Origin of the sequence: Paracoccus sp. SSJ, from assembly GCF_030234105.1 — a bacterium.
Lineage (GTDB): Bacteria > Pseudomonadota > Alphaproteobacteria > Rhodobacterales > Rhodobacteraceae > Paracoccus > Paracoccus denitrificans.
This window is the reverse complement of record NZ_JASSPE010000016.1, coordinates 62,931-81,110: the sequence shown is the minus strand read 5'-3', so window position 1 is coordinate 81,110 and position 18,180 is coordinate 62,931. Positions and strand designations below refer to the sequence as shown.

Below are 18,180 nucleotides of genomic sequence, written 5' to 3'. Positions count from 1 at the left end.
GCCATGAGCGCATTCGAATTCCTGATGCAGGGGCTTGGCACCGCCGCCGACCCGATGATGCTGCTTTACGCACTGATCGGCGTGACGCTGGGCACCGCCGTCGGCGTCCTGCCCGGCATCGGCCCGGCGCTGACCGTGGCGCTTTTGCTGCCCGTCACCTACCGGCTGGACCCGGCCGGCTCGCTCATCATGTTCGCCGGCATCTATTACGGCGGCATGTATGGCGGCTCGACCACCTCGATCCTGCTGAACACGCCGGGCGAAAGCGCCTCGATCATCACCGCGCTGGAGGGCAACAAGATGGCCCGCAAGGGCCGCGGCGGCCCCGCGCTGGCCACGGCCGCCATCGGCTCGTTCATCGCCGGCCTGATCGCGACGCTGCTTCTGGCCTTCCTCGCGCCCAGCATCGTCAAGCTGGCGCTGGTCTTCGGCCCGCGCGAATATTTCGCGCTGATGGTGCTGGCCTTCGTCACCGTCTCGGCCGCGTTCGGCGATTCGGCCCTGCGCGGGCTGACCTCGCTGTTCCTGGGCCTGGCGCTGGCCTGCGTCGGCATCGACCAGCTCACCGGGCAGGCGCGGTTGTCCTTCGGGGTGCCCGAGCTGCTGGACGGGATCGAGGTCACCACCATGGCCGTCGCCATGTTCGCCGTGGGCGAGGCGCTGTTCATCGCCGGCCAGCGCGTGCAGGTCGACGACGAGGTGACGGCCGTCAAGGGCTCGATCTGGATGAATCGCCGCGACTGGGCGCGGTCGTGGAAGCCCTGGCTGCGCGGCACGTTCATCGGCTTTCCCATCGGCGCCATGCCGGCAGGCGGGGCCGAGATCGGCACCTTCCTGTCCTATGCGACCGAAAAGAAGCTGACCAAGCACCCCGAGGAATTCGGCAACGGTGCCATCGAGGGCGTCGCCGGTCCCGAGGCCGCGAACAATGCCAGTGCCGCCGGCACGCTGGTGCCCCTGCTGACGCTGGGTCTGCCGACCTCGGCCACGGCGGCGATCATGCTGGCCGGTTTCCAGCAGTTCGGGCTACAACCGGGCCCGCTGCTTTTCGCCACCAACCCGACGCTGGTCTGGGGGCTGATCGCCTCGCTGCTGATCGCGAACGCGATGCTGCTGGTGCTGAACCTGCCGATGATCGGGCTGTGGGTAAAGCTGCTGACGGTGCCGAAACCTTGGCTCTATGCCGGCATCCTGCTGTTCGCGACGCTGGGCACCATCGGCGCCAATCCCTCGGCCTTCGAGCTGGGAATGCTGCTGGCCTTCGGCGTGCTGGGCTATGTGATGCGGCTTTTCGGCTATCCCATCGCGCCTATCGTCGTCGGCCTGATCCTTGGCCCGATGGCCGAGCAGCAGTTGCGGCGGGCGCTGGCGATCAGCCAGGGCGACTGGACGACGCTGGTGCAATCGCCCATTGCCGCCACGCTCCTGGGGATCGCCGCGCTGGCGCTGATCGTGCCGCTGATCCTGCGCGCCCGCGGCAAGGGCGAGGTTCTGAGCCAGCTTGCCGGCGACGAGGACTGATCAAGAAAATACAAGCCCCGGCCTGGAACGGCCGGGGCTTGTCATGTGCTGGCGGCATGGCCGCCTTGCCCTTTTGCCGCGTTGCGGCAAGGCCCGGCAGCCCCCATCTGTCTGTCATCGAAAACCTCGATGAATCGTACAGACAGGCAGAAAAATGCACCGCGCCTTCCATTCCATCGCATCGGCCCTTTCGACCTTGCGGGCCGCCATTGCCGTCGCCTCGGCGACGGAAGCGCATCGCCACCCCGCCGCCGCCGACCTGCGCCGCCTGGGTATCGACGCGACGAAGTTCAACGCGATCCACCTCTGATCCGCCCGTCGTTCCGGTGCTGACCGCACTGGAACCAACCCACCCCAGTCCATCCGCTTGCCTCGCGCCCGTCGCTTAGGGACGCGCGGCAGGGCGGTTTACCACAGGTGACGGCGCAGCGCGTCGCCTTCCTGCGAGGGGGCGGTCCCGGCTTCGCTGCGCATGTCGGCAACGCCGATGTCGCGCAGCAGATGCGACGGCAGATCGGCCAGCGCCTTGCGCGTCGCGGGGTGGTCCAGCGCGGCCATCCGGTCGGCGCAAGGCGATAGGCTGGGCTTATCGCGACGCAGCACACCGAAAAGCATCCGGGCCAGGCCCGGCAGGAAGGGACGCTGGCGCTCGCATACGGAATTATCGGACATTTTTGCCCTCCTTTCGGTGATCATGGTTGATCCATGACCCGATCATGCTAGGTTTCCGCGGCATTGACCAACAAAGCCTCGGCAAGCACCCATAAGGCAAGCTTATGTCCATTCCTCCGCTTGCCGCCCTGCGCGCCTTCGAGGCGGTGGCGCGGCATCTGAGCTTTACCCGCGCTGCCGAGGAACTGGGCATGACCCAGGCCGCCGTCAGCTATCAGATCCGCCTGCTGGAGGAACGGCTGGCCACGCCGCTGTTCCTGCGCAAGCCGCGCGGGATCGTGCTGACCGAGACGGGGGCGCTGTTCGCCCGACCGACCATCGACGCCTTCGACATGCTGCGCGAGGCTTATGCCGACCCGTCGGCGGATTCGGTCTCGACGCTGTCGATCTCGACCGTGCCGACCTTTGCCGGGGCATGGCTGTCGCCGCGGCTGGGCAAGTTCCAGATGAACCATCCCAACCTGGCCGTCCGGCTGGAGACCAGCGACAACCTGGTCGATTTCGGGCGCGAGGACATCACCGTCGCGATCCGCGCCGGCGAGGGCGGCTGGCCGGGGGTCGAGGAACATTGCCTGATGCCCATCGAATACACGCCCATGCTGTCGCCCGAGCTGGCGAAAAAGCACGAGTTGCGCGAGCCGGCCGACCTGCTGAACCTGCCGCTGCTGGATCGGGTGGACCCGAACTGGGCGGTCTGGATGCGCGAGGCGGGGGTGGATTTCTGGGAATCCCCGCCCCGGCCGGGCCTGACGCTCTCGACCGACCTGCACGAAGCGCGGGCGGCGCTGGAAGGTTACGGCGTGGCGCTGCTGACGCCGCGCTTCTTTCGCTTCGAGCTGGCGACGGGCAGCCTGATCCAGCCCTTTCCGCTGGTGGCGCAGAACGGCCGCAGCTTCTGGCTGGTCTATCCCAAGGGCCGCCGCAACCGTCCCGCGATCCGCAAGTTCCGCGCCTTCCTGCTGGACGAGATCGCCCGCGATCCGGGCTAGGCCGGCTGCCCGCGCGGCATTCCGGGCAGCGGGAACACCCGGTCATAGATCACGTTGAAGGCGAAGTTGTAGACCAGGTAGAAGGCCACGATGAACAGGTCCAGCAGCAGCGTCTGCCACAGCGTCATGCCCAGATACCAGGCCATCGGCGGCAAGAGCATGACCAGCAGGCCGAATTCGAACAGCACGGTATGCAGCAGCCGGTGATGCACCGCCTTGTGGACATGCCCGACCCAGCGCCGCATGGCGTGGTCGAAGCCCAGGTTGAAGACAAAGGTCCAGACCGTGGCCAGCGTCGCCGCCCCGACCCCCACCACGCCCATGTCGAGCATCGGCTTGTCGTAAAGCCAGGCGGCTGCCGGGGTGATGATCGCAAGGCCGATGATCTCGAACATCAGCGCATGCCGCACCCGGTCGGGGAAACTGCGCATCGTCATATTCCGAATCTTTCCGTTGTTTCGTGTTGCGCCGTTTCTATCTTGATTCTCTGCAAGGCAAAGTTAGCTTCCATCTGAAAAAAAGATGGATCGATGACCGTATCGCTGGACCAGTTGGAAGCTTTCGTCGCCGCCGCAGAACATGGCTCGTTCTCGGCCGCCGGTCGGGCGTTGCGCAAGGCGCAGTCCGCGATCAGCACCCAGGTCTCGAATCTGGAAGACGACCTGGGCGTGCTCCTGTTCAGCCGCGAGGGGCGCAATCCCGTGCTGACCCCGGCGGGCGAGCGGCTGCTGGCCGAGGCCAAGGTGGTGCTGGATCGCCGCGAGCACCTGATCGGCGTCGCCGCCAGCTTCGAGGCTCATGTCGAGCATCGGCTGGTCGTCGCCATCGACGAGCTTTACCCCGAACAGCCCCTGGGCACGCTTTTCGCCGATTTCGCCGCGAACTTCCCGCATGTCGAGCTGGAGCTGCTGTTTCCGATGATGGAGGATGTCAGCCGGCTGGTGCTGGACGGCAAGGCCGATATCGGCGTGATGTGGCGGCAGGAAATCCTGCCGACCGAGATCGCCTTTCACACGCTGGGCTGGGTGCCGCTGAAGCTGGTCTGCGGCAAGGACCACCCGCTGGCCAATACGGTTGTCGATTGGGAGGAACTCAAGCGCCACCGCCAGCTGATGGTCGCGGTGCGCAGCGAGGGGCCGGAAAAGCAGCGGCTGCGCACAGCGGCCGAGGTATGGTGGGTCGAAAGCCACTGGGTGATCCTGCAAATGGTGCGGCAGGGCATCGGCTGGGCATTGGTGCCCGACCATATCATCGAGGATTCTCCGGTTCGGGACGATCTGGTCACGCCGCCGCTGCAATTCGACGGCGCCGACTGGCCGGTGGCGCTGGAACTGGTCTGGCACAAGCAGCGGCCCAGCGGCCCGGCCGCGCGCTGGCTGCGCCAACGCTTTGCCGCCATGCGGATCAGCGGCCTTCCGGGCGGAAGCCCCGGCTAGGACCGCGACGCGCCGGCAAGCGCCAGCCGGTCGAGCTGGGCCAGGAAAGGCGCCTCGTCCTCAAGGCAGCGCAGGTCCAGCAGGAACTGCCCCTTGTGCACCCGGCCGATCACCGGCAGCGGCAGGTCGCGGAACGCCTGCGCGATGCGCGAGACCGGGACGGCGCCGGTTTCGGCAAAACCCAAGCCCGCGCTTGGCAGCAGGTCGACCGGCTGCGCGCCGCTGCCGATCTGGCTGAGGCAGTCGACGACCCGGACCTCGGCCAGCCCCGACAGCGCGGCGTGGACCGGCGGGCAAAGCCGCTCGGCCAGCGCGCGGATCTCGTCCTGCGGCCGGGTCAGCAGGCGCAGGGTCGGGATCTCGGCGCGCGCGCGTTCGGGATCGCCATGGCTTTGCAGCGTCTCGGCCAGCGCGGCCAGGATGATCTTGTCCACCCGCAGCGCCCGTTTCAGCGGATTGGCCCGCATCCGGTCCACCAGCGCGCGCGAGCCGGCGATGATGCCGCATTGCGGCCCGCCCAGCAGCTTGTCGCCGCTGAAGGTCACCGCATCGGCACCGTCGCGGATCGCCTGCCGCGCCGTCGGCTCGGGCGGCAGGCCGAAGGCGTCGAGGTCAAGCAGCGAACCGCTGCCCAGGTCGATCAGCAAGGGAATGCCGTGGCGCCGGGCCAGCGCCGCCAGATCGGCCTGCGGCACCTCGGCGGTAAAGCCCTCGATGGCGTAATTGCTGGCATGGACCTTCATGAAAGCGGCGGTGTCCTCGTTCACCGCATTGGCAAAGTCGCGCAGATGCGTGCGGTTGGTGGTGCCGACCTCGTGCAGGCGGCAGCCGGCCCGGGCCATCACGTCGGGCACGCGGAAGGCGCCGCCGATCTCGACCAGTTCCCCGCGCGAGACGACGACCTCGCGCCCCAAGGCCAGCGTGTTCAGCATCAGCATCACCGCGGCGGCATTGTTGTTCACCACCGTTGCCGCCTCGGCGCCGGTCAGCCGGCAGATCAGCGCCTCGACATGGCTGTCGCGGTCGCCGCGCGTGCCACGCTCAAGATCGTATTCCAGGTTCGTGGCGCTGATCATGGCCCGGAAGGCCGCCTCGGCGGCCCGCCGCGACAAGAGCGCGCGACCCAGATTGGTGTGGTTGACCGTGCCGGTCAGGTTCAGCACCGGCCGCAGCGAGGGCCGGGCCTGCGCGGCCAGCCGCTCGGCGCATTCGTCCAGCACGCCCTCGCCCGCCGCCTTGTCGCCCCGGCCTGCCGCCATGCGCCGGTCCTGCAACAGCCTGCGCAGCATCCCGACCACATTGTCGCGCCCGTGATGCGCGATCAGTTCCCGCGCCTCGGCCTGGCGCAAAAGCCTGTCGATCGAGGGAAGGGCGCTGCGGGGGTCCATGGATCCTTCGGAATGGCGGCGGTTGCTCGGGGGGCCATCTGCCGGAAACGCGTTTTTCGCCCCTGCGGGCCAGCTTGGGTTTTGCGCCCCGCCCTGTCAATCCGGTGACCCGGATGCCCGTGGCCGGCCGACAATCCCGATAAAAACCCATGGTCAAACTTGACCCCATCCCCGCCGGGCCTTTACCTGCGCCCGACGATCCGCAGGAGGCAGGCATGTTTGTCAAATTGATCGCTTGGGCAGCAACGGCGCTGACGCTGGCGGGCCCGGCGCTGGCCGAACCGATGACCATCGCCCATTCCCAAGGCGAGACGGTGTTGCCGGCACCGCCCTCCAAGGTGCTGGTCCTGGACATCAACGCGCTGGACATCGCCCATGCCATGGGGGCCGAGCCGGCCGGGGTGCTGGGCAGCAACCTGCCGGATTACCTGCAGGAATACGCCGCCGACCGGCCGAAGATGGGCACGATCTTCGAGCCGGACTACGAATCCATCGCCGCCTCGGGCGCCGATCTGATGATCGTCGGCACCCGCACCGCGCCGGCCTATGCAGAGATGTCCCGGATCCTGCCGACGGTCGACCTGAGCCTTGGCGACGACCTGTTCGCGTCGGTCAGGGAAAATGTCGAGACGGTCGGCCGGATCTTCGGCAAGCCCGCAAAGGCGACCGAGATGGTCGCGGCGCTGGACGCCAAGATCGCGCATCTGAAAGATCTCGCCCCCGGTGCCGGGACCGCGCTGATCCTGGTCACCAACGGCGGCAAGCTGGGCGCCTATGGGCCGAAATCACGGGTGGGCTGGGTCCATACCCAACTGGGCTTCGCCACCGTCGCGCCGGATATCGACGACCGTTTCCACGGCGGCGACGTGATCTCGTTCGAATACATCCTGGAGCGCGACCCCGACTGGATCTTCGTCATCGACCGCGATGCCGGCGTGGGCGAGGCGGGTGCGGGTGCCCGCGCCGCACTGGACAATCCGCTGATGGCGCGGACCCAGGCAGTGCGGAACGGGCATGTCGTCCATCTGGACCCCCATGCCGCCTATATCGCCTTTGGCGGCTATACCGCGCTGAACCGGCTGCTGGACCAGTTGACCAAGGCGCTGGCCGCGACGTCCTGACATGACCCGGCTGGCGGCAGCGGTGCTGGTGACGGCAGGGCTTGCCCTGGCAAGCCTGTTCGTCGGCGTATCGAATGTCAGCCTGCGGGGCATCCTGGCCGGGCAGGAACTCGACTGGCTGGTGCTGGTCGAAAGCCGGCTGCCGCGCATGCTGGCCCTGCTGTTGTCGGGCGCCTCGATGGCGATCGCCGGGCTGCTGACGCAGATCGTGATCCGCAACCGCTTCGTCGAGCCGGCCAATACCGGGACGATGGAATCCGCGGGGCTGGGCCTGCTGGTGATGACGCTGGTCGCGCCGGGCGCGCCGGTCATCGCCAAGATGGCCGCCGGCGCGGGCTTTGCCATGGCGGGCACGGCGCTGTTCCTGGCCATCCTGCGCCGGGTGCCGCTGCGCGATCCGATGCTGGTGCCGCTGGTCGGCATCCTGCTGAGCGGGGTGATCTATGCCGGCACCGCCTTCGTCGCCTATCGCTTCGACCTGATCCAGACCGTGTTGGCCTGGACGCAGGGCGACCTGTCGGGCGTGCTGCGCGGCCGCTATGAGCTCTTGTGGCTGGGCGCGACCCTGGCCGCCGTCGCCTGGCTGGCCGCCGACCGCTTCACCGTCGCGGGGCTGGGCCGGGACATCGCCAGCTCGCTTGGCCTGGCGCATGGACGGGTGGTGGCGCTGGGGCTGACCATCGTCTCGCTGGTGACGGCGGTCGTGGTGGTGACGGTGGGAATGATCCCGTTCCTCGGCCTGATCGTGCCGAACATCGTCAGCCTTGCCCTGGGCGACAACATGCGCCGGGCGGTGCCCTGGGTCGCGGTCTCGGGCGCGGCGCTGGTCCTGGCCTGCGACATCCTGGGCCGGGTGATCCGCGCGCCCTACGAGGTGCCCTTGGGCACGGTGCTGGGCGTGTTGGGCAGCGCCGTGTTCCTGGTCCTGATCCTGCGGAGCCGCGACCGTGCCGCATGAGCGTCGCGCAAGACTGGCCCTGCTGGTCCTGGCCCTGCTGGCCCTGGGCGCGATCCTCGCCTTCATGACGCTGGGCGCGCGCGGCAACTGGGGCTTCGTGCTGCCGTTTCGCGGCAAGAAGCTTTTGGGCCTGCTGCTGGTCGGCCACGCCGTCGCCTGCTCGACGGTGCTGTTCCAGACCGTGTCCGCGAACCGCATCCTGACCCCGGCGATCATGGGGTTCGATTCGCTGTTCGTGCTGTGCAGCACGGTGCTGGTGGCTCTGTTCGGCTCGACCATGATGGCGGGGCTGGACCCGCGGCTGGTCTTTGCCGGCAACGTCCTGCTGATGGTCGGGGCCTCGATGGCGCTTTACCTGTGGCTTTTCGGCGGCGAGGAACGCAGCCTGCACCGCCTGCTGCTGATCGGCGTGGTCTTCGGCATCTTCCTGCGCATGCTGGCGGAATTCGTCCAGCGCATGCTGGACCCGAACGAGTTCATGGTGCTGTCGGACATGCTGTTCGCCAGTTTCGGCACCATTCCCGCAACACTGCTGGGCATCGCCAGCGCCATGGTCGCGGGCGTGACGCTGTGGCTGATGCCGCGCCTGTCGCGGTTGGACGTGATCGCGCTTGGCCGGCCGGTGGCGGTGAACCTGGGCATCCGCTGGCGGGCCGAGGTGCTGGCGGTCCTGGCGGCGGTCTCAGCGCTGGTCGCGGTCTCGGCGGCGCTGGTCGGGCCGGTGCTGTTCTTCGGCCTGATCGCGGCCAGCCTGGCGCATCTGGCGGTCGGGCAATCGGCGCATCGCTACCTGCTGCCCGCCGCCTCGCTGATCGGCGTCACCATGCTGGTCGGCGGCCAGACCGTGCTGGAGCGGGTCTTTGCCTTCAATACCGCGCTTGGCATCATCGTCGAATTCGCCGGGGGCATCACCTTCATCGCGCTATTGATCGGAAAGGGCCGCCGATGATCGAGGTCCGCAGCCTCTGCAAAAGCTACGGCGCGGCGCCGGTGCTGCACGATGTGTCGCTGAGCCTGCCAAGGGGCGGCGTCACCTCGCTGATCGGCCCGAACGGGGCGGGGAAATCCACGCTGCTGTCGCTGATCGCCCGGCTGATCGCGCCGGATTCCGGCAGCGTGACGGTGGACGGGCTGGACGTGACCCGCACGCCCGGGCCGGTGCTGGCGCGGCGGCTGGCGATCCTGCGGCAGGAAAACCACCTCGTCGCCCGGCTGACGGTGCGCGAACTGGTGGGCTTCGGCCGCTTTCCGCATTCCGGCGGCCGGCTGACGGCCCAGGACCGCACCGCCATCGACCGGGCGCTGGACTATCTGGAACTGGCCCCGTTGGCCGACCGCTTCATCGACCAACTGTCGGGCGGGCAGCGGCAGCGCGCCTTCGTCGCCATGGTTCTGGCGCAGGACACCGATTACCTGCTGCTGGACGAGCCGCTGAACAACCTGGACATGAAGCACGCGCAGGCGATGATGCGGCTGCTGGCCAGCGCCGCGCACGACCTGGGCAAGACGGTGATCGTGGTGCTGCACGACATCAACTTCGCCTCCTGCCATTCCGACCGCATCGTCGCCATGCGGCAGGGCCGCATCTTCGCCGCCGGCACGCCAGCGGAAATCGTCACCCCCGCCCTTCTGGGCGAGCTTTACGAGATGCAGATCGCCGTGCGCGAGATCGACGGCCAACGGATCGCGCTTTTCTACGGCTGACCCCAAACATGCAGTTGCATGTTTAGGCTGGAATCGTTATCCGGCAATGGAAAAGCCAAGGCCCCGCGCCTCAGCCAGCCTTCCCCGGAACGGAGCTTGCTAATGGCCGCACCCTTCACCCCCCGCCTGATCCTTGTTGCCGGCGCCGCCGCGGCGCTGGCCCTGCCCGCCTTGGCCCAGGAGGCCGCAGAGACCGTGGTCCTGCTGGACCCGATCACCCTCCGCGCGCTGGACGCCGACGGTAGCGCCGCCGACCGCGGCGCCAGCCAGTATGTCGCGGCGGCCGAGCTGGAGCGGGCGCGGATGGGCGACCTGAAGGACCTGTTCACCGGCATCGCCTCGGTCTCGGTCGGGGGCGCGATCCCGGTGGCGCAAAAGATCTTCATCAACGGCGTGGACATGCTGAACCTGTCGGTGACGGTGGACGGGGTCGAGCAGAACAACCGCGCCTTCCACCATGTCAGTGCCAATGCCATCGATCCCGGCCTGCTGAAATTCGTCCGCGTCGATGCCGGCGTGGCGGCGGCGGATGCCGGCCCGCATGCCGTGGCCGGCGCGGTGGTGATGGAAACGGTAGACGCCGCCGACATCATTGAGGACGGGCGCAGCTTCGGCGGCAATGTCCGCCTGTCCTATGGCGACAACGGCCGGACCTTCGGCCGCGCGGCGACGCTGGCCGGACAGATGGGCGGTTTCGAATGGCTGGGCTATCTGAAATCGGCGACCGGCGACGACTACCAGGCCGGGGGCGGCCAGACGATCAGGGGCTCGGCCGCCGACCTGCAAAGCGTGCTGCTGAAGCTGGCCCATGAGACGCCCGGAGGCCATCGGATCGAGCTTTCCGGCCAGCGGCTGCGCGACGATACGCTGCGCCCCTATCGCGCCAATATCGGCCATATCGAGGGCGGCGCCCCGCTGCCCGAACTGCGCCGCTATGACACCACCCGCAGCAGTTGGTCGCTGTCCTACGAGAACACGCAGGCCGGCGGGCTGTGGGATCCGAGATTCGTCATCGGCCGCTCGGAAAGCCGGGTGCATGTCGACCAGCCGACCCTGGTGCCGCCCTATGTCAGCAAAGGTGACAGCGACACATTCTCGGCCAAGCTGGAAAACCGCTTTCACCTGTCCGACGCCAACAGCGTGACGGCGGGGATCGACTGGTATGACCGTTCCAGCACCTACAGCGATCCTTTCGGCGGGCTGGACGAGAACGCCCGCAATATCGGCCTTTACGCCCAGGCCCGGCTGGAGCCGGTCGAGCGGCTGGACCTGTCCTTTGGCCTGCGCTGGGACCGGCAGGACTTTACCGGCACCAGCGGTTGGAAGGACACCAACTCCGGCTTCAGCGGCAATGCCTCTCTCGCCTATGGCCTGACCGATGCGCTGGTGCTGCGCGCCGGGGCCTCGACCGTCTTCGGCGGCATCGCCATCGAGGACAACTACATCTTCAACGGCGCCTGGGACTACGACACGCTGCGGCCGGCGCGGGCGCGCAACTATACGCTGGGCTTCGACTACGAGGCGGGCGACCTGCGGCTGGATGGCGAGCTGTTCCTGACCCAGGTGGACAATGCCCGCGGCGGCACCTATCGCGGCATCGAGAATTTCGACTTTGAAAGCCGGGGCTACAATCTCGGCCTGGGCTATGGCTGGAACGGCGGCTATCTGCGGGCCAGCATTTCGGACAGCCGGGTCAGCGTGAACGGCAACCCCGCCTCCAGCTACGAGGCGCTGGATTTCGGCGCGCCGCTGGGCCGGGTGTTTTCCATCGAGGCGCAGCACACGCCCCAGGGCAGCGCCTTCACCTATGGCGGCAGCATCGAGGCCGCGGCGAAATACGACCGGATCGAGGGCGACTCCGACCGCACCATCCCCGGCTATGCGGTGCTGAACCTGTTTGCGGAATATGCGCCGGAGCAGGTCGAGGGGCTGGTGCTGCGGGCCGAGGTGGCGAACCTCTTCGACAAGGATTACGCCGACCGCGCCACCTATGGCGGCGACTACGCCACCGTCACCCCGCTGCGCGAACCGGGGCGCACCTTCTCGCTGGTGGCGACGAAGCGGTTCTGACGCGGCAGACGAGCACGGGCCCCCTGGCCGATCAGCGATAAAGCCGGTTCAGGGTCCGCACCAGATCATAGGCCTCGTCCGTGGTCAGGGCGGGGGCAAGGGCGGACTGGATCCGCTCGACATAGATCTGCCAGATCCGCGCGTGCAAGCCCCTGCCCGGCTCGGCGATGTAAAGGATCTGGCCGCGCCCGGCACCCCCGGCCGCGGCGCGCCGGATCAGCCCCGCCTTCTCGATCCGCGCGACATGGCGCGACAGCGCATATTGCGGCACGAACAGCCGCCGCTGCAGCACCTGCATCTGCACGCCGTCCTCGCCCGCCTCTTCGGTGGCCAGCAGGATCTCATACCAGATCGGATCGGCGACGCCGATCTCGCGCAGCGCCTTCTCGATCTGCGGCATCAAGGTGCGGTGGATGCGCAGGATGGCGAAGAATACGCGGTTATAGGCGATCCGCGGATCGTCGTCGCCGAATTGCGGCTGGGCGGTCTGGGCTTGGTGCGTGGTCATGGCGATCGGGACGGGCTCATGCAGGAATGGCGTCGGCGGCCCCTGCCTAGTCGAGAACGCAGTCCCATGCCAACCGCCGTTGCGGCATCGCCTTGGCGGCAGCGCATATCGCGCAGGATGCGGGCGCCCTTCGGAACCCGGCATGCCAGCCTTGCGGCGCCCCGGCATCCGGGAATTCGGCATAAGGCAGGTCAAGGCGAAATTCCGCAGCTTTTTCGCGATCGGAAGCATCCATCGCCGCCTGCCGACATTTCATGACGCGCGAACTGTAGGAGCCGATGCTGTCATTCTGCGGTTCATGACAATCAATCGGCAGTTCAAGATATTTCAGCCTCTCGGAATGGCGATCCAAGGCATCGCGCTGGGATGCGGAAAAGGCATCCGATAGCCGGATTCGCATCGGAAGATGGTGCGCGCGAGGTGCCTTACTTCACCAGAATGGTCCTAACGGAGAGCCGCTGTGTTTAAATTCGTCAATTGTTTAAAAGTTATAGCAAATAATGGGCATTTGCCCGCCCTCCCTCTCCGTCGGACCCGCACCAGGGTAAGCGAACAGGTTCGCACGGGTGAAAACAGATGACGGACCCGATCAACAACCAACCGCTGAATACCGCAGCCATGGCCTTTTCCTCGTCCGCGCAGCCGGACGGCATCGTGGACGGCACCGATGGCGACGACTACATGGTCCCCGGCTATGTCGACCATCAGGGCGATGTGGTCGACGGCGCTGACGGCGTGAACGACTGGATCAACGCCGGCGCCGGCAACGACACCGTGAATGGCGGCGCGGGAAACGACACCATCGAGGGTGGCGAGGGCGACGACCTGCTGCGCGGCAATGCGGGGCACGATATCATCCGGGGCGACGCGGGCAACGACACGATCAACGGCGATGCCGGAAACGACACCATTGAGGGCGGCGAGGGCGATGACCTGCTGCGCGGCGATGCCGGAGACGATGTCCTGCGTGGCGGCGAAGGCAACGATACGTTCAACGGCGGCATCGGAAACGACACCATCGAGGGCGAAGAGGGCGACGATCTTCTGCGCGGCGACGACGGGGACGATCTCCTGCTGGGCGGCGTGGGCAGCGATACGCTCAACGGCGGCTTGGGCAACGACACCCTTGACGGCGGCGACGACGACGACCTGCTGCGCGGCGACGACGGGAACGACCTCCTGCTGGGCGGCGCGGGCAACGACACGCTCAACGGCGGCAACGGTGACGACACCCTGGAGGGCGGCGAGGGCGACGACCTGCTGCGCGGCGATGCCGGGCACGACCTTTTGCAGGGCGGCGCCGGCAACGACACGCTTGAGGGTGGGCAGGGAAATGACGTCCTGGAAGGCGGGGACGGCGACGACTCGCTGATCGGCGGCCCCGGCGCGGACACGATGACCGGCGGGGCGGGGAACGACCGCTTCGTGGTCAGTGGCGGCGGCGACCTGATCACCGATTTCGACGCGGTGACCGGCATCGGCGACGGACAGTCCGACAACAACGATTTCGTCGATCTGAGCGCGTTCTACAACGGCACCACGCTGGCGGCCTGGAACGCCGCCAATCCGCATCAGACCTACGCCTCGCCGGAAAGCTGGATGCAGGCGGACCAGGCCGATGGCGTGCTTGATGCCGTCGGGGGCCTGCGCATTCAGGACGGGACCGGCAATTCGGTCCTGGGCAGCCAGCTGACCACGGAAAATACCGGCGTGCTCTGCTTTCTGCGGGGCACCCTGATCAAGACCGCGGATGGCGAGGTTCCCGTCGAGCAGCTGGAACCGGGCACCAAGGTGATGACGCTGGACCATGGCTGCAAGGCGCTGCGCTGGATCGGCAAGCGCGTGCTCTCGGCCGAGGAACTGGCGGCCCAGCCCAAGCTGCGGCCGATCCGCATCCGCGCCGAGGCCCTGGGCGAGCGCCTGCCCGAGCGCGACCTGATCGTCTCGCCCCAGCACCGGGTGCTGCTGCGCTCGGTGGTGGCGCGGCGGATGGTCGGCGAGGCCGAGGTCCTGCTGGCCGCGCGCCATCTGATCGGGCTGGACGGCATCGAGGTGGTCGAGGACATGCAGGAGGTGGAATACTGGCACTTCATGTTCGACCGGCATGAGGTGGTGTTTTCGAACGGCGCCCCTACCGAAAGCCTGTTCACCGGCCCCGAGGCGATGAAGGCGCTTGGCCCCGAGGCCCGGCACGAGATCCTTACGCTGTTCCCCCAATTGGCGCAGCCCGCGCCGCAGCAACCCGCCGCGGCGCGGCTGCTGATGCGCGGCCGGCAGGGGCGGCATCTGGTGCAACGCCTGGTCGCCAACGGCAAACAGCCCTTCAGCTGGGGAAAGGTGGGCTGATGGCGGCCGCGACGACCTGCCGGGTTGGCCGGGCGGAACATTGGTGACGCCGGCCGAACGGTCCTGGCGGCGGCAGAGGCAGCGCCGCCGGGGCCGGCTCTTGCCCGGGGCGGCAATTCCCTCTTGCCGCCCCGGACGAGAGCCGGCAGCGCCGTCATCTGCACCACCGCCCGGGATCGGTTGCACCAAGCCATCGCGGCGGGATGCGGCGCCTTATGACGGGAACGGTTGCAGGCGCAGCCGGCGCATGGCTGCCCGCAAACGGACCCGCAAAGCCGATACGGAGCCCAAGGCGATCATGCCCGCAGGACATCGCCGCCCAGATCCGCGGCAATGGCGCCATGATCCTCGGGGCAATCCTTGCGCATGGGAAGCATTCTCCAGAGCCGCCATACGACGATCATGCCAAGAGCATCGGCATTCCCGGCCATCCTCGCCCCATGCGCCGGGGATGCTCCTGGCACCGACCGGGTGGGCCTTTGCACGCTCGATGCCTGCGGGACGGGGACGAAGGCCAGGCCGGTCCCGACCGCACCACCCCGCCGGGGCATGGGTGGCGCGCAGAAGCGCGACCGCTTCGCGATGCCCTGCGGTTTCCGCCTGCGCCATGCCGGCGCCGTCCTCCCTTTCACCAAAAGAGCCGAACCATGCTGAAGAAACTCACGCCTGATAGCGTTTCCCGATCCGACAGGGATCAAGATCGCGGCTTCCCCCTTGGGATCGTCGTCCTTGCGTCCTTGGCGGCGGTCGCGGCGACGGCTCTGGCCTGGCTGATGGGCTGGGGGCTGCCGTGGCTTGTCGCGACCTATTGCCTGACCGGCTCGGTGGCCCTGCTGGGGCTTGCCTGGCACAAGGCCAGCCGGCCCGACAGCGAAGAGCGATACGAAGACGCGGATGCGGCGGAAACCGGCCATGCGCCGCGTCGAGCGGCCGTGAGCGGCCGGCCCCGGTAGCGCCTCGCCTTTTCGCACCCGCAGGATACCGAAGCGCAGGATCGGCGCGGCTTCGCGCTTCACCTGACATCTCCGCTTGGCAGCCGGCATCGCATTGGCCATCCTTCATCGCCTGCTGCTATGACAGGCTGACAGACGCGACGAACAGGTTTCGACGATGGCCCGCCCCCTGCTGACGAACCGCGATGCCCGTCGGTTGTTTCTGGACCGGCACTTGCTGCTGCGCCCCGGCGCGGGGCCGGGCAAGGGCGCGGATCTGGAGAATGTGCTGTCCGGCCTTGGCTTCGTGCAGGTGGACAGCGTGAACACGCTGGCCCGCGCGCATGACCTGATCCTGTGGTCGCGGCGCGGGCAATACCGGCCGCAGGCCCTGGAGAGCCTGATCGCCCGCCACCGCGCCGGTTTCGAGCATTGGACCCATGACGCCGCCGTCATCCCGATGCGCTTTTACCCGATGTGGCGGCTGAAATTCGCCCGGGACGAGGCGCATATGCAGCGCCGCTGGCCGAAATGGCGGCGCGAGGGCTGGGATGCGGAATTCGACAGCGTGCTGCGGCACATCGCCGATCACGGTCCGGCCAGTTCCTCGGATCTGGGCGGCGACGAACCCAAGGGCTCGGGCGGCTGGTGGGACTGGCACCCGTCCAAGACCGCGCTGGAATACCTGTGGCGCTCGGGCCGGCTGGCGATCCGCCATCGCTCGGGCTTTCGCAAGGTCTATGACCTGGCCGAGCGGGTGATCCCGGCCGAGCACCTGAATGCGCGGCTGGACGACGCCGAGATCATCGACTGGGCCATGACGGCGGCGCTGGAGCGGCTGGGCTTCGCCACCAGCGGCGAATTGGCCGGTTTCTTCGCCATCGCCAGCCGCGACGAGGCGAAGCTGTGGTGCGCCGAGGCGCTGGCGGCGGGCCGGATCGTGGAAATCGACGTGGAAATGGCCGATGGCTCGGTGCGGCGCAGCTTCTCGGCCCCGGCGCTGCTGGACCTGGTCCCCGCGCTGCCCGATCCGTCCTCGCGCATCCGCCTGCTCTCGCCCTTCGATCCGGCCTTGCGCGACCGGGCGCGGGCCGAGCGGCTGTTCGGTTTCCGCTATCGCATCGAGATCTTCGTGCCCGCCGAGCGGCGGCAATACGGCTATTACGTCTTTCCGGTCATGCAGGGCGACCGGCTGGTCGGGCGGGTGGATGCCAAGCGCGAGGATGGCGCGCTGGCCGTCCGCGCCTTCTGGCCCGAGCCGGGGGTGCGCATGGGCCAGGGCCGCGTTACAGCACTGGCGGCCGAGTTCCAGCGCATCGCGCCGCTGGCCGGGGTGGACGAGATCCGCCATGCGCCGGACTGGCTGCGGGCCTGAGCGACGCGCCAACTGTCAGGCCATCGTTTCCAGGCCCTGTTCGGCGACGACCCGATCCGGCACGATGACCAGCTTGCCGATGAAATCGCGACCACGCTCGACGAACAGGCGCTCGGCCTCGCGCAATCGCGACAGCGGCATGATCCCGGCCAGCACCGGCTTCAGCCGGTTCTCCCCGATCCAGCCGATCAACTGCCGTGCCTCGGCGCGGGTGCCGTGCGAGACGCCGAAGATCCGCACCTGGTTCAGGTAGATCAGCGTCCAGGGCAGCGCGGTGACGTTGCCCGCACTGGCGCCGGCGATGGACAGGCGGGGCGGCGTGGTCCGGCGGCGCATGTCGCGGCACATGGCCTGGATCAGCGGCACGGTCATCTCGCCGCCGACGAGGTCCATCACCGCGTCGATCGTTGCCCCGCCGGTCGCCCGGTCGATGGCCGAAGGCCAGTCGCCGACGGCATTGCGGTCGATCACCGTTTCCGCGCCAAGCGCATGCAGCGCCTCGGCCTTGCCGGCGCTGGCGACCGCATGGGGTATGGCGCCGATTACCCGGCAAAGCTGCAAAAGCGCGGTCCCGACCCCGCCCGAGGCGCCGGTGACCAGCACATGCTCGCCCGCCCCGACCCCGGCCGAGGTCAGCATCCGGTAGCCCGTCTGCCACGAACACATGCCCAGCGTCGCAAGTTCGGCATCGCCCAGCGCGGGATTGGCGATGGCGTGGAACTGCTCCGAGGGGAAACAGCCATATTCCGCAAAGCCGCCATCGGCGCCATGGCCGAAATAATCGGGCGCCAGGTTCAGGTCGTCCCGCGCATCGGGGTAGATGTTGAAGTCCAGAAGCCCCCTTTCGCCGATCCTGTCCGTGGGCACGCCCTGGCCAACGGCGACGACATGGCCGACCACATCGGCGCCCTGGATGCGCGGAAAGGACAGCGTGTTCCCGGCCATGGCAAACGAGGTGACGGCGCCGTCATCGGCGGTGGAGTATAGCCCCTCGCGCACCTTGCGATCGGTGTTGTTCTTGGCGCAGGCGGTGATGCGCACCAGAACCTCGCCCGGGCCGGGACGGGGGACCGGCCAATCCTCGCGCCATTCCAGCCGCTCGGTGCCGCCATGGCCGGTCAGGACCATGGCGCACATCGTCTCGGGGATCGCCGTCACGG

Annotated in this window: 18 protein-coding genes; 12 read left to right on the top strand and 6 right to left on the bottom strand. The window is 68.0% G+C overall.

Going from position 1 to position 18,180, the window contains the following annotated elements; all coding sequences use genetic code 11:
- Positions 1-3 precede the first annotated feature (3 nt).
- Both QPR87_RS16800 and QPR87_RS16795 read left to right on the top strand, forming a co-directional pair.
- Positions 4-1,521, top strand: coding sequence for a tripartite tricarboxylate transporter permease (locus tag QPR87_RS16800; RefSeq protein WP_011746653.1), 1,518 nt, complete (start codon positions 4-6; stop codon positions 1,519-1,521).
- A gap of 154 nt (positions 1,522-1,675) precedes the next feature.
- Positions 1,676-1,831 carry a hypothetical protein gene (locus tag QPR87_RS16795; protein ID WP_164901601.1) on the top strand — a complete coding sequence of 52 codons (156 nt, stop codon included), beginning with the start codon at positions 1,676-1,678 and terminating at the stop codon, positions 1,829-1,831.
- 98 nt (positions 1,832-1,929) lie between these two features.
- Here the strand turns inward: QPR87_RS16795 and QPR87_RS16790 are convergent, their stop codons facing one another.
- Positions 1,930-2,193, bottom strand: a complete 264-nt coding sequence (locus QPR87_RS16790) for a hypothetical protein (protein WP_285050506.1) — start codon at positions 2,191-2,193, stop codon at positions 1,930-1,932.
- A 104-nt stretch (positions 2,194-2,297) separates the two neighbouring features.
- On the opposite strand from QPR87_RS16790, the gene QPR87_RS16785 reads away from it, so the two are divergent.
- Positions 2,298-3,182, top strand: a complete 885-nt coding sequence (locus QPR87_RS16785; RefSeq protein ID WP_011746651.1) for a LysR substrate-binding domain-containing protein — start codon at positions 2,298-2,300, stop codon at positions 3,180-3,182.
- On the opposite strand, the gene QPR87_RS16780 is transcribed toward QPR87_RS16785, so the two are convergent.
- A complete protein-coding gene (locus QPR87_RS16780; protein WP_285050505.1) occupies positions 3,179-3,619 on the bottom strand; it encodes a PACE efflux transporter in 441 nt (146 codons plus the stop codon). The genes QPR87_RS16785 and QPR87_RS16780 overlap by 4 nt on opposite strands.
- Before the next feature lie 93 nt (positions 3,620-3,712).
- On the opposite strand from QPR87_RS16780, the gene QPR87_RS16775 reads away from it, so the two are divergent.
- The gene (locus QPR87_RS16775; RefSeq protein ID WP_285050504.1) at positions 3,713-4,618 is read left to right on the top strand and encodes a LysR family transcriptional regulator; all 906 of its coding nucleotides are present in this window, start codon (positions 3,713-3,715) and stop codon (positions 4,616-4,618) included.
- Here QPR87_RS16775 and selA read toward each other — a convergent pair.
- Positions 4,615-6,006 (bottom strand): L-seryl-tRNA(Sec) selenium transferase, encoded by a 1,392-nt coding sequence (gene selA, locus QPR87_RS16770; RefSeq protein ID WP_285050503.1) that lies wholly within the window; start codon positions 6,004-6,006, stop codon positions 4,615-4,617. The two genes, QPR87_RS16775 and selA, sit on opposite strands and share 4 nt — an antisense overlap.
- A gap of 215 nt (positions 6,007-6,221) precedes the next feature.
- Here selA and QPR87_RS16765 point away from each other — a divergent pair, with 215 nt between their 5' ends.
- From QPR87_RS16765 to QPR87_RS16745, 5 genes are all read left to right on the top strand, one after another.
- On the top strand, positions 6,222-7,127 hold the full coding sequence (locus QPR87_RS16765; protein WP_285050502.1) for a siderophore ABC transporter substrate-binding protein: 906 nt from the start codon (positions 6,222-6,224) through the stop codon (positions 7,125-7,127).
- Position 7,128: 1 nt separating this feature from the next.
- A complete protein-coding gene (locus QPR87_RS16760) occupies positions 7,129-8,085 on the top strand; it encodes an ABC transporter permease (RefSeq protein WP_011746646.1) in 957 nt (318 codons plus the stop codon).
- Positions 8,075-9,034 carry an iron chelate uptake ABC transporter family permease subunit gene (locus QPR87_RS16755; RefSeq protein ID WP_285050501.1) on the top strand — a complete coding sequence of 320 codons (960 nt, stop codon included), beginning with the start codon at positions 8,075-8,077 and terminating at the stop codon, positions 9,032-9,034. The genes QPR87_RS16760 and QPR87_RS16755 overlap by 11 nt, the downstream gene beginning before the upstream one ends.
- Entirely contained in the window at positions 9,031-9,789 is a 759-nt protein-coding gene (locus tag QPR87_RS16750) for an iron ABC transporter ATP-binding protein (RefSeq protein ID WP_285050500.1), read from the top strand. Before QPR87_RS16755 ends, QPR87_RS16750 begins: the two co-directional genes overlap by 4 nt.
- Before the next feature lie 102 nt (positions 9,790-9,891).
- Entirely contained in the window at positions 9,892-11,859 is a 1,968-nt protein-coding gene (locus QPR87_RS16745) for a TonB-dependent receptor plug domain-containing protein (RefSeq protein ID WP_285050499.1), read from the top strand.
- Positions 11,860-11,890: 31 nt separating this feature from the next.
- On the opposite strand, the gene QPR87_RS16740 is transcribed toward QPR87_RS16745, so the two are convergent.
- Positions 11,891-12,367, bottom strand: coding sequence for a MarR family winged helix-turn-helix transcriptional regulator (locus QPR87_RS16740; protein ID WP_285050498.1), 477 nt, complete (start codon positions 12,365-12,367; stop codon positions 11,891-11,893).
- 46 nt (positions 12,368-12,413) lie between these two features.
- Positions 12,414-12,719, bottom strand: coding sequence for a hypothetical protein (locus tag QPR87_RS16735; RefSeq protein WP_285050497.1), 306 nt, complete (start codon positions 12,717-12,719; stop codon positions 12,414-12,416).
- 224 nt (positions 12,720-12,943) lie between these two features.
- On the opposite strand from QPR87_RS16735, the gene QPR87_RS16730 reads away from it, so the two are divergent.
- The 3 genes from QPR87_RS16730 (at position 12,944) to QPR87_RS16720 (ending at position 17,020) form a co-directional block, all read left to right on the top strand.
- Positions 12,944-14,713, top strand: a complete 1,770-nt coding sequence (locus QPR87_RS16730) for a Hint domain-containing protein (protein ID WP_285050496.1) — start codon at positions 12,944-12,946, stop codon at positions 14,711-14,713.
- A 647-nt stretch (positions 14,714-15,360) separates the two neighbouring features.
- Entirely contained in the window at positions 15,361-15,666 is a 306-nt protein-coding gene (locus tag QPR87_RS16725) for a hypothetical protein (protein WP_285050495.1), read from the top strand.
- Between the two features lie 157 nt (positions 15,667-15,823).
- Complete coding sequence (locus QPR87_RS16720) at positions 15,824-17,020, top strand: winged helix-turn-helix domain-containing protein (RefSeq protein WP_285050494.1); 1,197 nt, start codon at positions 15,824-15,826, stop codon at positions 17,018-17,020.
- 15 nt (positions 17,021-17,035) lie between these two features.
- Here QPR87_RS16720 and QPR87_RS16715 read toward each other — a convergent pair whose 3' ends face one another.
- Positions 17,036-18,178, bottom strand: a complete 1,143-nt coding sequence (locus QPR87_RS16715) for an alcohol dehydrogenase family protein (RefSeq protein ID WP_230998421.1) — start codon at positions 18,176-18,178, stop codon at positions 17,036-17,038.
- Between the last annotated feature and the right edge of the window lie 2 nt (positions 18,179-18,180).

Coding starts and splice junctions, on each gene's coding strand:
- QPR87_RS16800 (WP_011746653.1), top strand. CDS start 4: ATGAGCGCATTCGAATTCCTGATGCAGGGGCTTGGCACCGCCGCCGAC.
- QPR87_RS16795 (WP_164901601.1), top strand. CDS start 1,676: ATGCACCGCGCCTTCCATTCCATCGCATCGGCCCTTTCGACCTTGCGG.
- QPR87_RS16790 (WP_285050506.1), bottom strand. CDS start 2,193: ATGTCCGATAATTCCGTATGCGAGCGCCAGCGTCCCTTCCTGCCGGGC.
- QPR87_RS16785 (WP_011746651.1), top strand. CDS start 2,298: ATGTCCATTCCTCCGCTTGCCGCCCTGCGCGCCTTCGAGGCGGTGGCG.
- QPR87_RS16780 (WP_285050505.1), bottom strand. CDS start 3,619: ATGACGATGCGCAGTTTCCCCGACCGGGTGCGGCATGCGCTGATGTTC.
- QPR87_RS16775 (WP_285050504.1), top strand. CDS start 3,713: ATGACCGTATCGCTGGACCAGTTGGAAGCTTTCGTCGCCGCCGCAGAA.
- selA (WP_285050503.1), bottom strand. CDS start 6,006: ATGGACCCCCGCAGCGCCCTTCCCTCGATCGACAGGCTTTTGCGCCAG.
- QPR87_RS16765 (WP_285050502.1), top strand. CDS start 6,222: ATGTTTGTCAAATTGATCGCTTGGGCAGCAACGGCGCTGACGCTGGCG.
- QPR87_RS16760 (WP_011746646.1), top strand. CDS start 7,129: ATGACCCGGCTGGCGGCAGCGGTGCTGGTGACGGCAGGGCTTGCCCTG.
- QPR87_RS16750 (WP_285050500.1), top strand. CDS start 9,031: ATGATCGAGGTCCGCAGCCTCTGCAAAAGCTACGGCGCGGCGCCGGTG.
- QPR87_RS16745 (WP_285050499.1), top strand. CDS start 9,892: ATGGCCGCACCCTTCACCCCCCGCCTGATCCTTGTTGCCGGCGCCGCC.
- QPR87_RS16740 (WP_285050498.1), bottom strand. CDS start 12,367: ATGACCACGCACCAAGCCCAGACCGCCCAGCCGCAATTCGGCGACGAC.
- QPR87_RS16730 (WP_285050496.1), top strand. CDS start 12,944: ATGACGGACCCGATCAACAACCAACCGCTGAATACCGCAGCCATGGCC.
- QPR87_RS16725 (WP_285050495.1), top strand. CDS start 15,361: ATGCTGAAGAAACTCACGCCTGATAGCGTTTCCCGATCCGACAGGGAT.
- QPR87_RS16720 (WP_285050494.1), top strand. CDS start 15,824: ATGGCCCGCCCCCTGCTGACGAACCGCGATGCCCGTCGGTTGTTTCTG.